A 20,883-nucleotide genomic window follows, 5' to 3' on the forward strand; every position below is an offset into this window, starting at 1 on the left:
TTTTAATGATTAATTTTTAATTTAATAGATCGTATTTGTAATTTTTAGATTGATTAATAAGGCCAGTTTACATGCAATGGTTTGTCCATCCATGGATATTTTATAATCGAAAAGGCGAAAGGCGATTTACTGATTAAGATATCATAAGCCCTTTTGTCTACCGTGAGTTCCCATCTGTCTTCCAATTCTGTCAGGATGCCGTCACGAACAAGCCAGTTTCCTCTAAAACCATCAACAGAGCAATCGCCAATTACAGCCCAGTAGGAAATAGCAGCTGTGATCAGACCGTTTATCAGTGTTTTTTCGGCTGTCGAAATTTCTATTTCATCCGGTATAGCATGCATCATGGATAATCCGCAGAGAACTTTGTTTAGTGGCAAATAAGCTTCTTCGGTTGTTGTTAATCCGGTAACCACGTATTGCAGGTATTGTGCAGCACGAATCTGGTTTTCGGTACTCGTAAATTCGTTGTCTCTTACCAGATTAAGCCGCTCAAACAGCATAACAATATAACTGTTCAGGAGTACGATTCCGGCATTTCTTACCGGAATGCCTTCTTTAATTGGTGTTTTTACACTTTTATTCATTTTTATGGTTTCTATTTTTTCAATCATTTCAATATTTTTTAAGGCCTGAATGGTTTGCTTTTCAGAATTGATTAGTTGTTTGAAACTGAGCTGCAAGGACAATGGAAACTGATAAATATGTTTTTCAATATCCATTAGGAAACTTTTCTTGTCAATTCCTTTTTTTGTCACAATTTCCCAGATTAGTTCATTCCAGATTTTATCAATTGAAATGATTTTCCAGTTATCATTTGCTGCAGCTTTCAGTAGTTTCCTTAACAACAGGACTTGTATTTCTTTTGATGCAATCCCTTTGATAGTAAGTGTTCCCAAAGCATAATGAAATTTTTTCAGGATATTTAAATACGATTCCTTATTTTTATCCAATTCACTGACAGCTTTGCATAAACTATTAAAATCAATACTTCGGCAGAGCCAGTCCATTTGTGCCTCGGCTATGAATTCTTTTTTGATAATCCTGAAGAATATTTTAGGATGTTTCAGGATGATTTCGTCAAGTAATTCTTTGATATCAATGGTTCCCGGAATACCAAAACCAAGTGGAATTTGTTTTTGGCAAATAATAAGTGAAAACCATTCCACTTGTTCCTTTTCGGATAATTTCCTTTGAGGCAAAAGGGGTTTGTTTTTCGCTTTTTTATCCTGAATGATATCATTATCAATCCTGTCATCCTCAGTAATGTCTTCCTCGTATTCCTCTTTTGGAATTTCTATAAAAGAGGGTAGAAACCTGGCTTTTAAATCTTTTTTATGAAGATGTTTTATATGATTTATGAGAGGATTTTTATTATTTTCAATATTGGTTTTAATATAGTTTTCAAGAGCCTTTTCAAGCATTTTCTGAAACAGGATTTCGTTTCCTTTATACGAAGGATATTTTAAAACAGTAATCCAGAATAGCTCATTCAGTTCACTGGTAATTTGCCCTTTTGAGTGTTTTTTTAGTTTTTTAGCCAGTATAGATGAATGTTCTATGACCCAGCTGTTTTTTAAGGCTATTCCGTTCTTTAAAAAATAATGCATGATAGCCAGACTTTCTTTTTCATCTTTTTTTCGAAGTAAAACAAATTTAGAATCATCAAAATTTAGAATCAGTAAATGTGACAACTCAGACTGTGCTTGTTGAGAAGTACTCTGAATCAGAAGGGCGAGTTCTAAAATATCTATAGAATTATTGTTTTTTAACTGATCTAAAAAAGTGTTTTTCACCGCAACGCCAAAAGATTTAATTTTTTTGGACTGTAGCAATTTCATGATAAACTGAAAGTAATTTTTACGTTTTGTATTGGTTACTTTTTTTGATAGCTGAATAATAATGGTTTCAAGAAATAAAGATGAATTATGCTCCGGATGAAGCAGTATTTCCTGAATACCCAAAAGCAGCAAATCATCGGTAAGAAGTTCTTCGGGGAAATTGTATTTTTCTTTGGCATTCAAAATTTCGTACACAACCTGAATCGTTTCTACCAGCTTCGTTTTCTTATAATTGGCTGTTTTGACCAATAATTCTAACAATTCTCGGTTAAGAACCAGAGGGAGTATTTTTTTTAGTAAATCTTTATTGCCATAAGAAAGCATTACCTCAAAAGCCATTTTGGGGTGCAGTGTAATATTTTTGATAAGTGACCTTTGCAGATCTATAAAAAGTTCGTTTTTTGATGATGTTTTTTGTAATTGTGTTTCCAGTTTTAGCAACAGGTTTTTAAAATGAATAGCAGGATAATTCGAATTTTTAAGTTCAATTTCGTTGCAATAAATAGTATTCAGGCTGTTGTAAATTATTTCAGAATTATTGTTTTTTATAGCTGAAGGAATTCTGGCGCTGGTAAAAGATTCCAACAGCTGTTCCGGATCAAGATTATTTTTTTTGCTTAATTCTTTTATACAGTGCAAAAGGAAGGTATTGTGATTTGCAGTTTTATTTTTTAGCAGAAAAACAATTCCAATTTCCCATAATATTTTACTGTTTGTTTTTAGTTTGAGAGTACTGCCCAGTTTGTTCAGGCAAATTATGGTATCCAGATTCAATAATGATGAGGTCGTATCCAGATTGGAAAATAATATGCTTAGTGAGGTTTCATTTAAATCCTGAATCAGTGCAATAAGGATATTTTCGTTATTTAAAGAACGATTTACAATGGTGTTAAATTTGTATATATTTTCGTTACTGAGCGCTACAATGAGTTCGTTTAGGTTGTTTTTATCGGTTTGAGATTTTCTATTGGCTTTGTTTTGTAATAATTGTTCGAAAATAGTCCAGTAATCTGCGCTTTTTTCAGGTTTATAATATTCCTTTTTTTGCGATTCAAATTCCTGAGTAAGCGTTTTCAGGGAAGCGATAAAATTGTTGTCCTGACTTGTTTTGTCCGAAAGTTTATCAATCGTATTTTCAATCAGTAAAATAAGTTCGGCATACGAAATATTGTAATGATTTGCCATTTGAAGAATACTGCTCTTCATGAATGCCAGTTTATTGAAAAGTGTTCCGCGTTCCAGCAGCAGAAAGTTGAATATAAAAAACCAAAGATTTTTTTTGAAATTAAGAGCACTGGTCTGAATAATCGTTTCCTTTACCTGAAGTTTCGTCATAACCGACGTAAATTCAACTATTGTATGACTGTTATTAGGTTCAAGAGCCGCAATTATTTTGGTTATGTTGCTTTCGTTAAATTGCCAGGCAAGTCTTTTTCGTACCTGTTCATGTGTAATTCCGGCTTTTTTGATAACAGTAATAACTTCCCCTAAATTATTCTGAAGCAGTTCGGCCATTATTTCGTTGATCGACCCTTCTTTATTTTGATAATTCCACGGAAGATAACCTTCCATTAAAAAAACAATAAGATTTTCAAGAATCGATTTTTCTTTGTTGTAAACCGAAATCAGGTTTTTCTTCTGATTATTTTGGTAGATAATCATTTCGGCTATTTTTTCTTTCAGCTGATTGCGTATTTTGATGCTCAAATCAAATTCAAGATCGTCATAATCGCAGGTGCCAAGGTCTAATTCTAATGATTCGATTCTCCAGCTTTGCTCAGGCGGACAAAGCTCGTTAAAGATATTGGCGGCTTCTCCCGGCAATGAGATCTTGCTCCAGGTACTTAAACGGTCCTGAAGTTTGTAACCTTCTTCTTTTTGGTCAAAAGTGGTATCCCACTTCAGGCTTGATACAATATGGCGGTTAATTTCTTCCATTTTTTGTTTCTAAAATTGAGGTTAAACTGTTGATAAGATTCATTGCAGACTGAGCAGGATTTATAGCCGCTGTTTTCTCAGAGGATTCTACAGACGGATTTTCATAATCTGTTTTTATTGGAATCGATTCGTTTTTGTATCGCAGACTTTCGTACCAGAACATATAATCAGGAATAAAACTTTCCAGTTCCTGACTGCTTAAAAAAAGACACTCGCAGCTCACGTTTACAGGGAGATTGATTTTAAGAAACTGTTTTAATCGTTTTTTAAATTCAGCAGTTTGAAATAGCGGAATAAAATTCGGTAAGATCAAAAAGGTGCTTTTTTTAAAGATTTTAGAGTTAATAGTTATTTTGTCATTATCAGATACAATGGTGATACGGAAAGAATAATTGGCAATTGCCGTTTTTACAAAATCGGTTTGATCGTCAACGGTTTCGTTGCGGGCAATAAAGAAATATTTTGTGTCAGAAAACTGTAAGTACTCTTGCTGTAACTGTGCATCCAGTGTTGCGTCGTCCGTCGTGTTTAAAATATAGTTTATATTGGTTACCGATTGAAAATCAATGTTTTCAATGCTGTAAGTCGCATAGTTTACCTGATTCTCTTTTATGATTTCGAGATTAAATTTTAATTGTTTTAAGAGTAGCACCGTTTCCAGAAGAAGGCTTCCGTGTCTTTTTTCGGTAAACCACAACGCTTTTCGGATAGTTTTGGATGTGTCACTGTTCAGTTGACTTTCCAGAATACTTTTTTGAAGATCCAATTGCGTTGAAATGAAATTGGAATAGATATTTTTTAAGCCAAATAGTAAATTCAGTTTTAATTCCAAGCCCGAAAAGTTATTGAAGTCGTCTTCGTGTAGTTTCTCTTTTTTATTAATTTGTTCAGATTTAAATATAAAATCAGAAGTGTTTTCATTAATAAGACGGAAATGTTTTTCTTTGATTTTTGGCAAATTAGTATCAGGTTTTCCATCTATAAAAGGTACTATTTTCGAAGCGCTCAAAAAGTCATATCCTTTTTGTCTGTTGTATGATAAAAGCCCAAGATTCTGCAAATACAGGCTTTTTAAGATAATCTGGTCTTTTCTTTTATCTCCGGTGTAAACGGTATCTTCGATAATAGAATCCATTACTATAGGCGATTCGCCATGACGGGCAAGTAAATGATCCAGTAACTTATTTCTTCGGTCCAGATTGATGTTTTCCTGTTCCATAAGTTTCATTAATCCAAATATGTATGGATTGTAAGGATCCTGTTGATATTCGAGCCAGCTTTTTTCTTTTAATTCAGCTGGTGATTCATTGCCGTAGCTATAATTAAAAGTTGTACTGTCTTTCAATAAAGGCTGAATATGAGGAACAGTGTATAATGACTGATAGAAATAACTAGGTGAAAACATTTTGTATGGCGCAGGATATTCCAGATGTGTCTGTTCGTATTTATCTTTTACCGCATAAAAGTTTTCTTCATCGGATGGAGCTCCGCAAACCGCATTTTTAAAAGAAAACAATTTGGAGATATTAGCCAATTGCGAAAATTGATTGGCCAATATTTGGTCAAATAAGGTCAAATAGCCTTTTAATTGACGTGACTGTGCTACCTGAACAGGTTTTGACTCATCCACAACAGTATCGTCTCCAATATTGTACTGCGCCGGAAATGTATTTTGAATGGAGTAGTAGGTGTTAATATCCCTGAAGTAACTTTTTGGCAATTTTAAACCTGAAGCATTGTTGATAATACTTGTAGTTTCTTCAAAATTATCAATGTTTACCAATAAAGGTCTAAAGAAATCAACAGGCAAATCTTTTCCGTTACTGCTCAATATCAGTTTATTATTCTGATATGAAGCCAGAATATCAATAGATAAAATTTGGTTTAGGGCAGCCTGAAGTACAGAAACAATATTTCCTTTCTGATAAAGCTGTAAACCTGATATTGAAACAATTCCGTCTACAGATTCTATTACCGAAACCAAATCTATTACCTGCAAAGTATCGATTTTGTCAACTAATGATTCGGTTATAATCCAGCCATTTTTTAAATAGGGACCGTCATAAATTTCAGCAGGATTATAGCCGGCCAGTATTAAATTATCATAATTGGTCTGGGCTATTTTAGGAAATATATAAGTTCGTACAGCCTCCTGAAGGGCCAGTAAAACAGTATATGGGTTAGCCTCTTTTTCAAGTTCGATTCTTCCGCCAATCCAGCAGTTTACAGGCTGTAATGCTACAGGTTCATTAAATATTTCGCCTAAATTCCGACTTTTATTCAGCAGATAAAATGCCGATTTACAAATACCTGCAATTTGTATAGGATCTGCAATATCAGGATTTACATAAAGATAGACCTGATATACTTTGTTAAAGGGAAAAATATTATTGTTGTAGCAAATGATATTTATGTTAAACACATCCTCAATACCATCAATCAGATATTTTTTGTAATCGTCGATAGTGTATGGAGCGGTCGTAAGGATTTCATTAGGCAGATAAAACTGGTTTTTAATTTCAATAGTTCCGTTAGAGTCCGTTAAAATATCCGGGATACTAAAATCAATACAATACCCTAATTCGGTAAGGGCATAACAAAACTGATCCAGAATCGTCATTCCGGGATCGCTTGGGTTAAAGTTTGTCCATTCACTTCCAACATGCTTCTGGATATAAGTCATAGCTTCATTTTTCAGAAAAGAAAAATTCTGATGCGAAGGAAGCGGTGCTTTTGTTATGTAATTAACTGTATCCATTGCTGATTAAAAAGTGATATTATGTTGAGGAGCCGAGACTAAAAGCGTCGTTGCTCCATAAGCTTTGAGTGTTGATTTATCTGTTTTGCAATTTGTCTGTATGCCTGTTTCTGAATTGATAAAATAGCTGGAAAACGATACATTTTCTACTACAGCAACTCCTTCGATACTTTGAATAAAGGTGCTTACTTTAGCATCAATCAGTGTAGTGTCAATTTCTGTCTGGGAAACATCAGTGGTAATCCACGGTGACAGATATAATTTTAAAGCCTGATTTATATTTTTTTGAATAAGAACGGGCTGATAACCGCTTTTAATTACTATTTTGGCAGAAACAGTAACATATTCCAGATTAAAATTTGAAACTGAAATGTTGGCAAAAGGAGAGGAGCTTTCTTTTAAAAAAGCTTCGACTTCACTTTCAAGGCAACTGGAAACTAAAGGAACAAAAGCATTGCTATCTGAATCACTGACTACTTTTTTTACCAGATAAACATTGCAGCTATTGTCGTTTTTTTTAGTTACTACTTTTGAATAATAAACTTCATCAAATTGCTGAGTGATTAAAGTGTAATAATCAGCAGTTGTAATCACCCTGTTTTTTGTTTTGATCGAATGACTGACTCTCTGGTTTTTATGGGTTTCATTTTCGGCTGCTTTTCCTCCAAAAGAAGGAAATGGCTGAATTAACGCAGCAATCTGCGGAATAGCATTTTGTGGTTTGGTTATCGTACCGCTGATTATTTGAGGAATCTGTGAATCTGCTAAAAATTCAGTTCCGGTTCGTTGTACAGCAAATCCGTTTGTCTGTAAAAATGTTGTGTTAGAGTAGGAGTCAGGGTTTCCTGAAACTACAACTGAAATCCAGTTGTTTTTTCCTCCCATGTAAATTCCGTTATTATTGCAGTCAGCAGGAATAGGAAGCTCAATAATTCCGGGACATTTAAACTGATTTGTTTCGTCTGATAATGGTTTTATTTCATTCCAGCCCGAGTTGTTCAGATAAAAATAAGTAATACTTTCGTCCTGAGCTATTGTGGCTGAATTTCGGGCTAATTCAAAATACAAATTCAAAGTGCTGTTGCAAATTAAATTTTCGAGTTCTATAAATAATCCGCCAGAATAATCAAAAGAAGGATAAAGCGGTAAACCTGCTGTAGCCGATGATGAGCCAACTATAGCTGTATTGAATGCTGTTGCATCTGTTTGATACGCCACAGAATTATCATATATCTTATAATTTGTAAATGGCGAATACAGAAAATAGTCCAACGGATATTCCCCGGCAGTGTTATCCAGTTTATAAGTTACACTGGCCGAATAATTGGCTGAAAAAGTTTTAATTTTTGGAGCAAAAGGCAAATTTGCAGACGGAATAAATACAGCATCTTTTTTTCCTCTTGCCCTTGCGAGACTATTAGCATTTTCCAAAGCGATATGAGTCACGACATTCGGATATATTTCTGACCCAAAACCATACTCAGGTCCTGATAAAACCATCTTTATAAATCCGGATGAACTGGTGTCAGTGAATTTTAAAGGTTCATTCTGAATATTAGGATCAACAGAAAAAGAATTGTCAATGACCACCTGAGAAGCAGATGTATTGGTTTTGGAATACATATAATAGCTGTTCGAGTCTGTAACGTAAGGCATTGTCGGATCTCCGTCTTCAGGATCAAACAAAAAAACAGGATTTGGATTATAGACAGCGGGAGCAAAAACTTCATTACCGTTTGTACTGTACACTTTATCCAGTTGAAGTTTTTGCCACGATTTACTTTCAAGAACATTAAAGTCCACAGTAAAACTGGCGTTGGTAAAAGCGCTGTTATCCACAGCATAGACAGGTTCTTTATGGAATCCGATTATATTTCTTAATTTTTCTCCCAGAGTTGGAGAGGCAGTCGCTGACGCAGGAACAGGCCCGATGTAATCATTATATTGTTTGTAATACGTTTTAAAATCTGAAGGGCGCTTATCCCAGTTGATTTCCAATATAAAATTATCAAGCGGTTTGCTGAATATTTCATTATTTCCAATAATAAAATTGGCATTTTCTAACGGAATAGGTCCAAAAGGAGGAAAAGGGTTTTTAGTATTTAATTCTCCAAAATCATTGTACAACTGAAATGTTTTAACATCAATAACCTTAACCTCAATTCTGATAGAAAGTACTTTTGGAGGTGTATTTGGGTTGATAACGGAATTGAATAAAATTTTAAATATTGGCCATTTGGTTTCTAAATTATCAGGATTAACCAAAAAAGGTTCTATTGCGACCACGGCAGGGTCAAGGCCGATGGTTATAGTTGCAATATTGTTTTGCCCCTCTATTAACTGAAAAGCCGAAGGTTTCAGGTTTAATTCCAGCCAGTCTTTTTGAGTACTCAAGAAATAATTGGCACCTTGTAATAAGGTTAAATCTAATGCTGAATCAAATTCAAGGGTAAAAGTAATATCTCTTTGTCCTTCGCGTAATAATAACATTGGAGAAGCAAATGCAAATCCGATTTTTGAAGTAACTGCATTTGGATTTGCTTTTCCGAAAGTTGGCCAGCTTATTATTTTACCATCTTCATCTTTTTGAATACTTGTAGGCTGAATAGGCTGCAAATTATAAGAAGTCAGATTTGACTGTTTTTGGCCGTAAAGTGTGTTTACGCTCACAATAGCAGCCGGATTTAAGGCTGTATTTTTTTGTGAAGCAAATACAATAGGATTCTTTTGGGCATCGGTACCGGCATTAAATAAAGTCCCGGCAGGTAAATTAAATACAGAATCGGTTTTGGACAGTGTAGCACATAAAAAGGCATTATCTGCCAAAGCAGGCAATTTGGTTTGTTTTAGAATATCACGATAGTAAAAATCAAGATGTTTTTGCGAAATTCCGTTTAACTGATCCTGCTGTATTTTTAGGATTTTGATAAAAGAACGTAAAAGTGTCGTATCAGGGAATTTGCTTTTTTTCAGACTTAACTTTTTATATTCATTGGAAGAATGATGAATAATTGTCTCTAAAGAATTAAATAGCTGATCTCCTTTTTTTGTCAAAACACCCAAGCTGAAAGGAACAATTGATTCTGATGCATTGAGGACGATTTGCTCACTTTCGAATCCGAAAATTTCCCAGAAAGGAAGTTTGTCTTTGTTAATATTCCACAGATTACTGTCAAATGAAATAAACTCATTTTCAGGCACTGATTCAATAAAAATGTTTTTTAGAGGAGAAGTGAATAAATATTGTCTAAAGGACTGAATAGCCCAGAAATCAATACTCAGTTTTGTCTGTACTTCGTGAAAAATATAATTTTTAAGATCATATTTTTCACTTGATTTCAGCATATAATTTGTCCAGCTTTCTATGATTTTATAGATTTTATTAAGGTGGTCAAATAATTTATTCAAAGCTTGTGAATTCAGGCTGACATCAACGGTATTTTGTGAGGATTTTTGAACCTCATTACAAATTGTCTTGTAGACAGTGTGCAGGCTTTTGTAATTTGTTTTAGATATAGAAGCCATTAAAAACACAGGATCTTTTAGTAAAAAAGGATTCCAGTTACCTTCAATGGTATTGGTGTCATTGTAAAAATTGATTAAGCGGCTAAATTCGGCAACAAAATGCAGCCAGTCCTGCTCAGTCCTTCCGTCTATTAAAGCCGGAGCAGGAATGAGAGACTCATTTAGTGAATTTATTGCGCTATTTTGATCAATTATAAGCATTTATTTTTGGGTTAAATTGGTTCCTTCTTTCAAATGAAAAGGAAAAACATAATTATGTCTGGTATTCGTTTGGGCGTAGATGTAAATAATTAATATCTCGATGATACCGTTTATTACATCTGTGGCGGCAACCCGAACTTCCTGAACTATTATTCTTGGTTCATATTTTAATAAGGAAAACTGAATAGTTTCTACAATTTCACCTTTAAGAGTATTGTCGATTTTTCTAAACATAAATTGCTGTAATCCTGATCCGAAATTTGATTCAAGGACACGTTCTCCTTTACGGGTATTCAGGATGATATTGATAGATTCGTTTATATTGGTTTCATTAGCTGATAAATTCAGCTGATGATTACCCACAGAAAATGACACAGGAAACGCCCATCCTGATCCCAAAAAAACATTTTCTTTCTGATCTGCAATCTTATCCACCTATCATAACATTAAATGCTCCAAGGACAATTGATCCCCCGTGAGCAGTCTGATCACCTATTCTTGCGGCGGGCATTCCGCCAATCATTACTGTTGCCGATCCTTTTATTATAGAATCCGGCGGTCCTACACAAACCAGCATATCACCAACCCTTGCTGCCGGTAATCCTGCGATTAAAACATTCGGCTGTCCGGGTCCCACTATTGGTCCGCCAACATGCGGAATAGGAGGTAATGCCGGTGTCTGCATCGGGCATTCGTGAAAGTCTGTAAGTCTTGCTGCTGGTGGCATATTTTTTTGTTATTTGTTTTCTGTAAAATGTTTTTTGTGAAATGTAAGATGTTTGTTGTCCGTTTTTTGTTGGTTGTGAAATGTTTACAATTCACATCTAACAATTCACATTTCACAAAAACAACAATTAGTTAATCATTACCATGGCGCCTTTGAGTGTTAATTCCATTCCGCCTTGCACCTGTGCCATTTGTCCGCCCTGAGCAGAATACTGCATATCTGCAGATTCCTTAATATTAAGCCCTTTAGTTGCAACATCGCCTCCGCTTGACTGAATCGAAACGCCCTGTGTTCCTTTGATAGTTACACTTTCCTGAGCCGAAATATTGATGCTTTTCTGACTCGAGATATCGATACCGCTGTTAGACATGACAATACTATTTTGATTTTCATCCTGAATAGTGATTTTTTTGTCTTTATCGCTAATAATCACAGTGTTTTTATTAGGCGTAGCCACAGTCCAGATTTTATTTTCATCGTCAAATTCTACTGAAATTCCTGATTTGGAAACAATAGCTTTTATGGAGTTTTTCTCGTTAGGAGTCAAACCCGTAAAAGGTTTATTTTTGGTTCCACTGTATAAACTTCCCAAAATCACAGGATAGCGTGGGTCTTCATTTAGAAAGCCGAGAATAACTTCATCACCAACTTCGGGTAAAAAAAAGGCTCCCGCACCACTGGTAGAATAAAAATTGGCAAGTCTTGCCCAAATTCCGGCGCCATTGGCATCAAATAATGGTACATTGACTAAAATTCGGAATTGAGAATCAGGATCTTCATACATTTGTTTCACCGTTCCGTTAAATAAACCTCTTGCTCCGGGCAAAAGACCTGAAGCCGGAGGAGACATAACATCGGGTTCTTCAGTAAACCAAAAAGGCGAAAGACCAAAAGAAGCTTGAGTAACCCAGTTCCCCAGTGATAAATCATGAACGACTCCTGAAATAATATAATCTCCGTTAAATCGGTCTCCAACGCCATCAAATGTCATGTATTTACCGGGATCTACTAAATTTGTCCCCTGAAATTTGGCTTCACCAATTATTTTCGAATATTCACTTTTAATAATTTGGGCTTTTGACCAATTGGTTAAATCTGCAGTTTCTAATGGGGCAGAGGTCTGCAATTGAAAAGTTGAAAGACCTACAACCCCGGATAATTTTTCAGATGATAAATTTCCGGCTCCGGTTACATTTGGAGTTGCATTACTATTAGCAACTGCCTGATTTTTATAGTCCCAGGTATTTGAAGTAACACTTCCTAATTGTGTTGTTGCGTTTAGTTTAGCATTAAATTCAAGCAGGCTGTTGCCATAGGTTACCGTAAGTACAGAGGTTGTATTGCTGTCGGGGGCAGTAACAGAAACTTTTCCGTTTATAGTAGTTACGATTAATCCGTTTGATTCAGCAAGAGATAAGATATAATCCCAGTCGGTTACATAATATTGCACCTGTTCCGGCCATTGTGTAGTTGTTGCGGTTACGTCTGAAGATAATCCATACGTTCCGATAATGGATGAAATGATATCGCTGTCTTTCTGTTTAGAATAGGTAAGGCTTTTTCTTCCAACAATCATTTTTACTGCAGCATCTCTGCATTCTATTTCTAAAGCAGATCCGACTAATTCATCAATCCGTATGGACTGCCCCATGATTATACCCGAAAAAATAACGGTATTTGTATTATCATAACCGGCTTCTATACTTACTGTTGCACCGGGAACAAAAGTATCTGATGAACTTGCAGGAAATGTACCTGTATTGGCTTCTCCGTCTAAAATTACAATTTTAGCAAGAGCAATACGGTTTACTTTTTTTTCTATATGAACAGACAGCACACTTAGTTCGTCAGGAATGGTACTTCCGTTGACTTTTACTGCGAATGTTGCAATTCCGCCACTTGCTATTTCGGTTGAAGCACTCATTATGATGGATTTATAGGTGGAAAAATTAATTTATTAATACCGCTGAGGTTTCTGAATTTGTTCAGGTTGTTAAATTGTGCAACCTGTATATAAAGCGAGTCGTCATCCCAGGTTTGTAAACACAGCTGAGGCAGTGACATTCCCTCTGTTACATTGACAATATGTGTTAAATCGGGCGATTGCGGAGCGTCAATCATGGTTACTGATTTGGGAGAAATATACTGGCTGAATGCCAGAGCTATTTTTGCCCGTAAAGGACTTCCGTCAGGTCTGAATAAAGTATATGAAATATCTATAGAGTCAAGTACACCATTGAAAGTAATATTCTGTCCCCATTGTACTTTTACAAAATTTGGACGGTGAATTTTACCATTATACGTATAAATAATGGTTTCAAGAGCTTTTATTTCTTTAGCCATATCAATACGCTTTGTATCAACAATACCAGAACAGTCTATTACCATTTCAAAACTTAATTTATCACTCGGGGTGCTTTTATATTTTTGAGAAGCAGAGCTTGTTGCAGGCGCCTGCTGTTCATTATATTCAATGCTTTTTTGTATTTTGATGGTATCAGGATTAATCATAAAGGTATACGGGGCTGCTGAGAATTTGTTTTGAAATTCTTCATCGGTATATCCTGTTATTTTCATTAATTCCAGACTGGCCATTTGTTTCGTATTTAGCGTTTATAGGTATTCTCTTTTTTTTCGGCAATTAACCTTCTGCATTCTTCAAGCACCTGTTTTCTTAAAACCGATAATTCTTTTTCTTTTACTGCCGAAGAGTTTTTAGAATTGGCAGTGGTGATTTCGGTTTTAATAATGAGTTCTCTTATTTCTATTGGCATAATTATTTAGTAAAAAGGTTATCAAATGTTTTATTTGATGAAATGTCAAAATAGGTGTAGGCGAGTTCGATAGACTCTATCGCAATATTGCTTTCCTGAGAGTTTAGGTCAGAAACAGCATATTTAACCGGATAAGCATTATTGAATGTCCATTGCATGCATACGATACCATTGGCATTCAGTAAACTTAAAATCACATTTTGTGGCTGAATCGTATTAGCCAGTCCCTGATCAATACAGCTCGAACACCAGTTCACCAATTGGGATCCGACAGGTACAACTGCTCTTTTAAGAACAAGGTTCTGGCTGGTAGAAACGGTTGGGAGGCGATATTTAAAACGATTTTCGCCTCCGCAAACAATTTCTTCAACACTTAATTCTTTTGAGATTCCCGATACCTCTTTGAAAGCCGCATCTACACCCGAAAAAGAGAGTGTAAAATAAAAGCTTACCGGATAATCACTACTTACCACCATTTTTGATGATTAGCTGTTCGTGTGCAATTTCTATAGTGTCTACAGCAACCTCGTTTCCGTCAGATTTTAAATCCGTACTGGTGATTTTGGTTGGCCAGGCATTATTGAGTGTCCATTGCATGGTTACACCGCCTTTTTCGTCCAAAAGCTTAATGATTACTGTTCTTCTCTTAATGGTATTCATAACCACCTGTTGGTGCCAGTCCCAAAAAGTATTGTCGTTTACAAAAATGCCTCGCTTCATGGTAACGTTGCCGTATTTTGTAATTCCGGGCATTTTTTCTACAGAAAAAAGCGGACTGTTACTTTTACGATACTCTATAATTTGGTTTTCGACATCCATTCCTGTAACTTCCTGAAAAGCTACTTTTGTTAATTCGGTTCCCAGGTCTACTTCAAACCTGAACTTTGGCATGGGCCATGTTGCGCCTTGTACGCTTCCGTCATCTGTTGCCATATTATTTTATTTTAAATTAAATATTTTACGGGATTATTTATTTGATTAACTTGAAGTTGCCATTTGCTGTTGGAATGTCAGCACGATAAACTCGGCAGGATGTACAACAGCTACTTTTACGGTAACATTCATAAATCCGTTCAAAATATCATCTGCTGTCATTGTAGAACCTAATCCACAGGCAACAGAGAAAGCATCTGATGCACTTGCACCCTGCAAACCGCCTTGTTTCCAGATAGAGGTAAGGAAACTGCTGATCATAGCAATTACGGCTTCCCAGGTGTTTTTATCATTTGGCTGGAATACATAAGCCTGAGTTGCCAGCTTACAAGATTGTTCAAGGAAAATCATAGTTCTTCTTACCGGAATATATCTCCAGTCCTGGCTGTTTCCATCCAGCGTTCTTGACCCCCAGATTAAAATACCAAGTCCGTTAAACATTCTGATTGCGTTGATAGATTTACCCGAAACGGCATCAACGTTTAAGTTTGCCTGCTGGCTTTCAGAAATACTGATTGGCAAGGAAGCTGCACCTACAATAGAGGTATTTGCCGGAGCCTGCCAAGGGCCTACTGCGTTGTCTGTAGTAGTAATAACTCCCGCCATAGCACCACTTGGAGGCAGAATATTGGCATCGCTTAATACGTGTTTTACAATTAGTGCATATACCGGACTGGCAATTAAAAGTGCATTGTTATTTTGAGTAACACTTAAACCACTATCCGGGTTTTGAATATTGGCAATAATTGTAGCTACGCTTTGATTTGGTGCGCTTGGCGGATTAAGAATCGGTGCGAGTTGTTTGATATCTCCGCCAAATAAATTCGTGTAATCAATATCCGAATTTTGCATGATGGTAGTTCCGATAAATGGATAGTAAGCCATTCCGTAATTCAGACCCTGAGCACCTGTGTTATTTCTGAAATTTGTAATGTCCTGAGTGTACAAAATCGGATCCGGATCGTCGCCCCCAATAATATCAAACAAACACATGGCCGTCTGCATTTTGGTAGCCTGAAGAAGCATTGACTGCATAAGGGTACCATTGTCTGCAAGATTTAATAAAGTTGCTTCAGGGCAGATATAAATGGTTGGTTCCGGCTCGTTTAGCAGTAAGGAAAGACCATTAGATAAGTCATTTAACTGTACATTCGGATTCACAATGGGTGTACCAGGAGTCATTGGCTTTTGAGATGGAGGTCCATATGAACCAACAGATACGATATAAGCATCGCCGCCGCCATTTTCATAAAAAAGCTTCACGCTGTTATACAGATAATATACCGTATTGGGATCCGGAACTATAGAATAGTAAGATCCGTTGATCAACATATAATCTCCTTTTGCAGGCTGACTTTTTTGTTGTACTAAATAATATTCAGGACTATATTGTTTAGCCGGACTCGCAGGAAGCGGTGGGTCTGGTAAACAAAAGAACGCCTGAAAATCAGAGAACGATGTGATTCTTACCGGTACATTCGTATACGATTTACCCTCGTAAGAAGCTTGTGGTGTGTATCCAATAAATGCCGGTACAGCCGTAGCAACTGCCACAACTGAATTTGGAAAGGCATTTAATTCTTGAATGTAAACACCAGGAGTTTGGATGGTAGATAAATTCATTGATTTTAATTTTTAATGTTCATTTTAATTTGCTTTTTATATATAGATATACATGGGTGATGCAACTTGATTTTCTTTACCGTTTTCAACTATCATTCGGGAAACATCAGGAATAGGTAACCCTTTAATAATTACTTTGTTATTTGAACTCGTTTGACCCGATTGATTAGGCGGGCTTTTATTGATTAAATCGAACTTATATTTAGGTTTTTCGCTAAGCTGAATGTTGGTATTATTTGATGTAAAAAGAAGTGCTTTTTCCCCCGTTTGGAGCGTTACCTGCTGAGGACCTTCAAACTGAATTGCTCCTTTTTCAGTTATGGCCGGATTGTTTAACGGAATTGAATTTTTATTGATAAAATAGTATTGCCACTGGGTTGTCCTGGCTTTAAAACTGATTTCAAATTGAAGGGGAGTGGTGTTTTGATTTTTTAAGATATCATCAAAATAAATTTTGAAACATCCAAAATATGGAGCCATTGCTTTGGTTTCTAATGTTGGATTGAGTGCGATGACACCATTATTATCCTGGTTCTGATTATCCTGGCTTGAGAATGTAATTTCGCCGAGCCAGTTGATTGGCAATGCAGAATATAGAATAAAATTTGGATCACTGCACTTGATGTCAAATTCAAAATAATTCTGTGTAGTTGTTTTTGAAATATAATCGAACAGGCTTGATAATGATGAGGTTGTATTGCTGAACAAATCAAATCCGTTGGAGATTTTATTGATTTTAAAACCGAATTTTCTCAATATTTTTTCGGTTTTATGGTTTGGAACAAAATGCAGGCAATTGCATTTACCATTATCAAAATAAGTATTATACACCAGAGTAGTAAAAAGCTTTATGTAATTACTCTGTATCATACGGCTACGCTGTTATTTGTGTTAGTTGCTGCCGGTATGATTTCGATCGTTTCATTACCCTGAATTTTTATCAGTTTCATTTTGTAAATGATCGAGGGCTGGTATTTTGCCCCCATGGCAGTCCATAAACTATGCATCTGATGGTATGAAATCTTTTCGTACTCAAATTCCAGTTTGGATAAACCTTCCGGAATCGAAGAGGAACTAGAAGCATCCAGATAATTATTAATCTGAAAAAAATAGATAATGGCGTCCAGAAACTTCAGTGATTCTGTATAATCTTCAAAATTACTGCTGATTAAGATGTCGAGATTATATCTTTCGACAGGGTTGAAACTAGAATAATTTCCGCTGTTGAGCTGTCTGTTTTGAATATAAAAAGGCTGATTTGTTTCTTTCTCAATATTAATTAATGATAAAACCACTTTGTTTTGGTTCATTTTAGGAAAGTTACCATTTACATCTACAAGATAATTCAGGGCGATTTTATCTTCGTCCAGTCCGAAACGGTTTTTTAAAAACTGTCCCAGTAATTTACTCGTAAATTGTAGAGATTGGTTTATCATTTTTAGTTTGATTTAAATTTCATGCTATTGATAAAATAAACAGCTGTAAATAGCACAGGTAAAATTACTTTACAATTAAACTGAAATAAGATTTTAAGAATGTACTTTTCGTGTACATCTTGTAAGAATTTTGTTCTTCTGTAGACAAAATGTAGACAAAACCTCTTAACCTTTTATATCACTAAGTTATGACTATCATTTAGTAAATGAATGTAGTATAAAACAAAACTGATTCAGTTACAAAATTGTAAATGAATCAGTTGTATATTGTTGTTGAAAGTTATTGTGATTACGAAACAGTTCTTAAATACGAAACAATATCCTGCTCTTTATCAAGTGTGAGTTTTTTTTTCAGGCGGTATTTGTGAGTGCGGACACTTTCCTGATTAATGCCCAGAAGATTGGTAATATCGTTATTGCTCATGTTCATTTTGATGTAGCAGCAATATTTTAAGTCTTTAGGACTAAGGGAAGGATGTTTTTTGGCAAGCGTGAGTAAAAAATCAGGATTTGACTGTTCAAAATAAATTTTAAAATCATCCCAAAGCTTGTTGTCGTTTGCAACTGTTTTAATAGAATTTACAATAGACATTAATTCTCTTCGGATTGTATCATTAACATTTGGATACAGGTAAGAAATACGTGTTTTTATTTTTTGAAGTACTTCTACCTTTTGGTCAAGTTCCATTACATAATGACTTAGCTCTCTGGTATGATTGGTATCATTTTTTTGCAAAGCCGCTTCCGCAAAAGAAGTCCCCGGTTTAGTAACAGATTCTGTTTTTTTTAAGAGAAATATAGATCGGATTCTGTAAATTAAAAAATCGGCATTATTGATATGTTTATAGGGATGGGTAAACACGATACAGTTTTTAGACCAGCACAAAGACTCGCATTCGTAACTTTGAGTTAAGCATAAAATAGGGATATCTATTTTGTTGGAATTGAAATTGGTATCTTTTATAATAGGCTGGTTTCTTTTAAAGCCCAAAATAATTAAGTCCGGTACCAGAGATCTTGCGGTATTGTTTAAATCGATAGCTCTGGAAACAGTTACCGTAGAAAAAATAAAATCAGACATTGAAGACAATATATTTAACACCTGGGTTAAAACGAAGGTATCATCACATCCTATCAATATTGATTTTTTTTCAGGCATTTTGGTAATATTTTTGGGGTTGGTTAGTTTTTATTTTGGAAGCTTAAAATTAAAAATCTAATAAGCGGGATAAGAATAATATGTTATGAAAGGCTGTTTTTTTGTCATGAAAATTATTTTTAGCGTTGTTTTATAGGTTGGTTAATTGACATTTAAAAACACGTTTATTAAAGCTCACAGCATTTTTACGATTCTTTTCCTGCGCATAAACCAGCCAAATAAATACCAGTGCCCGCATTTTGGAAGTATCTAAATTTGAACCCGAAGACCGCAATCATATTTTTTCTGTGATTGATGACTTTATCGCCAAAAGAAAAATTCAAAGTATTCTATAAAAAACTAAAGCCACTCCGTTATTGAAGTGGCTTTGTTGTTTTAACCGCGTTACAAACGCTACGATTTATCTTTTAATTTAAGTAGGCACTCGCTATAAGCAAGCGCCAGAGTTGTCGACAAACGAGCACCAGTGGGTGTTTTCAAAATTGAGAGACTTTCAGTCTCTCGTCAAACAAACCTCTGCACTTTCAGTGCAGAGTGGTTTAGTTCTAAAATTTGTTCAATTCCAAAAGGTTAGAATTCTAAAATTTCATATCACTAACTTTGAAACACTACCGTTACCGATTTAATATTTATAAATTTTTTGTTTAATCATTAATAAAAAACCTTTAGAATCTTCTTTATTAATTCCATTAACTTGTATGTCAAAATGTTCTCCCATACAAATGGTATCAATAATTTTATCATTATGATAGATAATCTGTATTCGAACATCAATATTTCTTTGGTCTTTAGATGTTTTTAATGCTTTATACTTTTTATCAAAATTTTTAATAAAATCTTGATTGTCTATCTTTTCATATTTTACATTTTTTTTCATTAACTCACTATGAAGGTAATTACAATTAAGTTGAATTGGATACCGCAAACCTTCCTTCAAATAGAATACTTCAATGTATTTTCTATTTTCATAGCTATTTTTTTTAGAAATACAATTGAATGTTAAGAATGGAATTATTAAGTATAGTAGTAATTTCATATTAATATAGATTTATTTTTTTTTATACTTTTCGTAAGAAATTGGTGAATATAGATTTTGACTATTTAAATTTTGATTAAACTTTACTGTTTTACTAGCATTTATATTAGTGGAAATAGGAGAAGTTGTAATAACTGGTAAACCTTTATGGTCATTTCTTGTAACTTCTGGATAAGATATTTCTCCATTTGCAATGGCGGTTTTTTGCTCTGTACCTGTAATGACGGCCTTTTCTCCTTTATTATCATAACTTTTATCTGGGCTCTCTAAAAGTTTATTAGAAGCCATTTTGCCATCTTTTGCATATTTTAATGCATGTCCAGCTTCATGGTCTGCCATAGTTGCTGGAGACAGAATATTTCCATTTGTAGTTTCCAACCCCATCTTTGGATTCCAATTAACAACATTATAATCTCCCGAATTAGCTGCAGAAGATGGCTGGTCAGTAAAAGTCAATCCATTTGTTTCTTGAACGTCAACCATTAAACTAGAGTTTTCCGCAATTTCTTTCATCGCTTGTCCACCACCATTATTAACATTATAATTATATGCATTTACAAAATCCCTTACAAATTGATTGTCTGGTAAAGCTGTTGCGCCACCATTAAAAATAAATTCTTGACTTTTCCCTTGTTTATCTACATAATTTATTCTCCAATCATTAGGAGCCATTCCGTCAGGGTCTATAAAATAAATAGGGTTATTAAACGCATAATTATAAGGACTATGACGTCTCATTTGTTCTGCAAGAGGATCAATATTCATCCATCGACCAAGTGCAGGGTCATAATTCCTTGCTCCATAGTCGTACATGTTAAGTCCCAGCTCGTCTTGCAGTTCTTTACCGTTGTACTTATACTTGTATGCGCCTGCTCAATATTTTGCCTCGCCCGAGCGTCTGTTTTCAGCTCCCGCGAGCAAGACCTTTTTTG

15 protein-coding genes and 1 pseudogene are annotated in these 20,883 nt (G+C 35.0%); all 16 read right to left on the reverse strand.

Annotation, left to right across the window (positions count from 1 at the left end; genetic code table 11):
• Positions 1 to 53: 53 nt before the first annotated feature.
• Entirely contained in the window at positions 54 to 3,779 is a 3,726-nt protein-coding gene (locus GWR14_RS20600) for a contractile injection system tape measure protein (protein WP_163411029.1), read from the reverse strand.
• On the reverse strand, positions 3,766 to 6,537 hold the full coding sequence (locus GWR14_RS20605; protein WP_163411030.1) for a hypothetical protein: 2,772 nt from the start codon (positions 6,535 to 6,537) through the stop codon (positions 3,766 to 3,768). Before GWR14_RS20605 ends, GWR14_RS20600 begins: the two co-directional genes overlap by 14 nt.
• Positions 6,538 to 6,543: 6 nt before the next feature.
• Positions 6,544 to 10,263: a hypothetical protein gene (locus tag GWR14_RS20610; protein WP_163411031.1), complete on the reverse strand. Its 3,720-nt coding sequence runs from the start codon at positions 10,261 to 10,263 to the stop codon at positions 6,544 to 6,546.
• Positions 10,264 to 10,698: a GPW/gp25 family protein gene (locus GWR14_RS20615; protein WP_163411032.1), complete on the reverse strand. Its 435-nt coding sequence runs from the start codon at positions 10,696 to 10,698 to the stop codon at positions 10,264 to 10,266.
• Complete coding sequence (locus GWR14_RS20620; RefSeq protein ID WP_163411033.1) at positions 10,691 to 10,990, reverse strand: PAAR domain-containing protein; 300 nt, start codon at positions 10,988 to 10,990, stop codon at positions 10,691 to 10,693. The genes GWR14_RS20615 and GWR14_RS20620 overlap by 8 nt, the downstream gene beginning before the upstream one ends.
• A gap of 127 nt (positions 10,991 to 11,117) precedes the next feature.
• A complete protein-coding gene (gene vgrG / locus GWR14_RS20625) occupies positions 11,118 to 12,914 on the reverse strand; it encodes a type VI secretion system tip protein VgrG (RefSeq protein ID WP_163411034.1) in 1,797 nt (598 codons plus the stop codon).
• Complete coding sequence (locus tag GWR14_RS20630; RefSeq protein WP_163411035.1) at positions 12,914 to 13,585, reverse strand: CIS tube protein; 672 nt, start codon at positions 13,583 to 13,585, stop codon at positions 12,914 to 12,916. The genes vgrG and GWR14_RS20630 overlap by 1 nt, the downstream gene beginning before the upstream one ends.
• An 11-nt stretch (positions 13,586 to 13,596) precedes the next feature.
• Positions 13,597 to 13,764, reverse strand: a complete 168-nt coding sequence (locus GWR14_RS20635; protein WP_163411036.1) for a DUF5908 family protein — start codon at positions 13,762 to 13,764, stop codon at positions 13,597 to 13,599.
• Positions 13,765 to 13,766: 2 nt separating this feature from the next.
• Positions 13,767 to 14,240, reverse strand: a complete 474-nt coding sequence (locus GWR14_RS20640) for a phage tail protein (protein WP_163411037.1) — start codon at positions 14,238 to 14,240, stop codon at positions 13,767 to 13,769.
• A complete protein-coding gene (locus GWR14_RS20645; protein WP_163411038.1) occupies positions 14,227 to 14,697 on the reverse strand; it encodes a phage tail protein in 471 nt (156 codons plus the stop codon). The genes GWR14_RS20640 and GWR14_RS20645 overlap by 14 nt, the downstream gene beginning before the upstream one ends.
• Before the next feature lie 45 nt (positions 14,698 to 14,742).
• Positions 14,743 to 16,320 carry a phage tail sheath family protein gene (locus GWR14_RS20650; RefSeq protein WP_163411039.1) on the reverse strand — a complete coding sequence of 526 codons (1,578 nt, stop codon included), beginning with the start codon at positions 16,318 to 16,320 and terminating at the stop codon, positions 14,743 to 14,745.
• A 36-nt stretch (positions 16,321 to 16,356) separates the two neighbouring features.
• Positions 16,357 to 17,190 (reverse strand): hypothetical protein, encoded by an 834-nt coding sequence (locus GWR14_RS20655; RefSeq protein WP_163411040.1) that lies wholly within the window; start codon positions 17,188 to 17,190, stop codon positions 16,357 to 16,359.
• Positions 17,187 to 17,756, reverse strand: coding sequence for a DUF4255 domain-containing protein (locus tag GWR14_RS20660; protein ID WP_163411041.1), 570 nt, complete (start codon positions 17,754 to 17,756; stop codon positions 17,187 to 17,189). Before GWR14_RS20660 ends, GWR14_RS20655 begins: the two co-directional genes overlap by 4 nt.
• A 289-nt stretch (positions 17,757 to 18,045) precedes the next feature.
• Entirely contained in the window at positions 18,046 to 18,915 is an 870-nt protein-coding gene (locus tag GWR14_RS20665) for a helix-turn-helix transcriptional regulator (protein WP_163411042.1), read from the reverse strand.
• A gap of 622 nt (positions 18,916 to 19,537) precedes the next feature.
• Positions 19,538 to 19,951, reverse strand: coding sequence for a hypothetical protein (locus GWR14_RS20670; protein ID WP_163411043.1), 414 nt, complete (start codon positions 19,949 to 19,951; stop codon positions 19,538 to 19,540).
• 668 nt (positions 19,952 to 20,619) lie between these two features.
• Positions 20,620 to 20,818, reverse strand: a pseudogene (locus GWR14_RS20675) (RHS repeat domain-containing protein); the annotation flags it as partial.
• Between the last annotated feature and the right edge of the window lie 65 nt (positions 20,819 to 20,883).

The organism is Flavobacterium ajazii (assembly GCF_010614725.1).
Classification (GTDB): domain Bacteria; phylum Bacteroidota; class Bacteroidia; order Flavobacteriales; family Flavobacteriaceae; genus Flavobacterium; species Flavobacterium ajazii.

Excerpts from the sequence above, each read along its gene's own strand:
- GWR14_RS20620 (WP_163411033.1), bottom strand. The coding sequence starts at position 10,990 with ATGCCACCAGCAGCAAGACTTACAGACTTTCACGAATGCCCGATGCAG.
- GWR14_RS20640 (WP_163411037.1), bottom strand. The coding sequence starts at position 14,240 with ATGGTGGTAAGTAGTGATTATCCGGTAAGCTTTTATTTTACACTCTCT.
- GWR14_RS20650 (WP_163411039.1), bottom strand. The coding sequence starts at position 16,320 with ATGAATTTATCTACCATCCAAACTCCTGGTGTTTACATTCAAGAATTA.
- GWR14_RS20645 (WP_163411038.1), bottom strand. The coding sequence starts at position 14,697 with ATGGCAACAGATGACGGAAGCGTACAAGGCGCAACATGGCCCATGCCA.
- GWR14_RS20610 (WP_163411031.1), bottom strand. The coding sequence starts at position 10,263 with ATGCTTATAATTGATCAAAATAGCGCAATAAATTCACTAAATGAGTCT.
- GWR14_RS20600 (WP_163411029.1), bottom strand. The coding sequence starts at position 3,779 with ATGGAAGAAATTAACCGCCATATTGTATCAAGCCTGAAGTGGGATACC.
- GWR14_RS20665 (WP_163411042.1), bottom strand. The coding sequence starts at position 18,915 with ATGCCTGAAAAAAAATCAATATTGATAGGATGTGATGATACCTTCGTT.
- GWR14_RS20655 (WP_163411040.1), bottom strand. The coding sequence starts at position 17,190 with ATGATACAGAGTAATTACATAAAGCTTTTTACTACTCTGGTGTATAAT.
- vgrG (WP_163411034.1), bottom strand. The coding sequence starts at position 12,914 with ATGAGTGCTTCAACCGAAATAGCAAGTGGCGGAATTGCAACATTCGCA.
- GWR14_RS20605 (WP_163411030.1), bottom strand. The coding sequence starts at position 6,537 with ATGGATACAGTTAATTACATAACAAAAGCACCGCTTCCTTCGCATCAG.
- GWR14_RS20660 (WP_163411041.1), bottom strand. The coding sequence starts at position 17,756 with ATGATAAACCAATCTCTACAATTTACGAGTAAATTACTGGGACAGTTT.
- GWR14_RS20630 (WP_163411035.1), bottom strand. The coding sequence starts at position 13,585 with ATGGCCAGTCTGGAATTAATGAAAATAACAGGATATACCGATGAAGAA.
- GWR14_RS20670 (WP_163411043.1), bottom strand. The coding sequence starts at position 19,951 with ATGAAATTACTACTATACTTAATAATTCCATTCTTAACATTCAATTGT.
- GWR14_RS20635 (WP_163411036.1), bottom strand. The coding sequence starts at position 13,764 with ATGCCAATAGAAATAAGAGAACTCATTATTAAAACCGAAATCACCACT.